Source organism: Bartonella sp. CL63NXGY, assembly GCF_042194905.1.
Taxonomy (GTDB): domain Bacteria; phylum Pseudomonadota; class Alphaproteobacteria; order Rhizobiales; family Rhizobiaceae; genus Bartonella.
The window spans coordinates 1-1,382 of record NZ_JBHINK010000053.1 but is presented as its reverse complement, the minus strand read 5'-3'; the positions used below and the strand labels follow the sequence as shown (position 1 = coordinate 1,382).

At 43.1% G+C, this 1,382-nt stretch carries 2 protein-coding genes; both read right to left on the bottom strand.

Annotated features, from left to right (window positions below; translation table 11 throughout):
• Positions 1-737 (bottom strand): phage terminase large subunit (locus tag ACFIK0_RS09120; RefSeq protein WP_375663875.1); only part of this gene is annotated, 737 nt, incomplete at its 3' end.
• Complete coding sequence (locus tag ACFIK0_RS09115) at positions 718-1,050, bottom strand: hypothetical protein (RefSeq protein ID WP_375663005.1); 333 nt, start codon at positions 1,048-1,050, stop codon at positions 718-720. The genes ACFIK0_RS09120 and ACFIK0_RS09115, both read right to left, overlap by 20 nt.
• Between the last annotated feature and the right edge of the window lie 332 nt (positions 1,051-1,382).

The window sequence follows — 1,382 nt, the reverse complement described above, 5'->3', positions numbered from 1 at the left end:
CGCCCTATCCGCCCCTCCTGCTCGGCTGCCAACATTTCCTTTTGATAATAAGCGCCTTGAACCGCTGTAAGATAAGCCCCTTCCCAGATATGCTTATAGGTCTCTGGACGGTTTCTCAGATCATCCAATCGCGCTTCATTCAAGATCTTGGGAAACTTCGGATTGTCTAACCAGTTGATCTCAACACGCTTGATTGCCTCATTGTCTGAAAAGCGAAACCGCTTCTCAACGGGGGCATTCTCTCGCAACGGGTTCCATGTCACCCATAATTCTGCATTCCAATCTTTTCCTTCTTCACGCAAAGTCGGTATAAGCGTCTGCCAAGCCGTCTCTGTAACGGGCTCTGCCTCATCAACCCAACAAAGCAAAATACGCCCCATAGACTTGATACTGGCTATATTGCGGTCAAGACCAGAAAACTGAAAGGCTATACGACCATCTATCGACTTAATCGACGACTCCCCAACCTTGTAATAGTCCTTTAAAAAGTCATGTGCTTCAATGGCGCGCTTAATTTCCTCCAATGAACTTTCTGACAAAGAATTCTGAAACTGACGTGCACAAAGTATAGTGCCCGATATCCCTTGCATACCAAATTGATAGCCTTTTAAAGCAGCCATCAAGGCAAATGATCTTGTCTTTCCAGACCCTCGTCCACCCCAAGCAGCACGCACCAAAGCCTTATCTGTAAAAATCGGTATAAGCTTTGGAACAATACTAATCTGTCGTGTTGTCATTGACCAAAGGCGCGATTTCTACACGCGTTATCACCTTAATGGCTCCCCCATCTTCACCTGTTACCTGTAAAGGCAACACCTTACCAAGCAACGCTAAATAAGCAGCGGGGCATTCCATAGCCTGTTTTTCCAAATAAGAGATCAAACCATCCTTGCCAATTTTATTCCCAGCATTCTCAGCAGCCTTAACCACTGCTTCTTTTAAAATGCGCGTCATCTTATTCGGAACGCCTTTGACACGCCCTTGACCTGCCTTTGGTGGTATACGCTTTTTAATGGGTTGTGGAGCCTGATGTGTATTTTCTGATGTCATAAAATACGCCCTCCAGATAATAAAAAACCCCGCATTTGCGGGGATTCCAAACTGCACTGCCTCTCGTTTAGATACAATACGACCAAGTACAGTGCTGTCATTAAATACGATTTGCTACACTTTGTCAACACTAAAATAACACATATTGATAATTTCAAAGGGAATCGGTTAAACAGCGCTTATAATAATTTAGGGATTTAAAATGATGAAATCATTATTCATAACACGCATCATAACATTTATAGCTTTCTTTTCTATATCAGCGCTACCTGCATCAGCGTCATTTGGATTTATAGACAAATTGACGCGTATGTTTACAAGTGTAGATACTA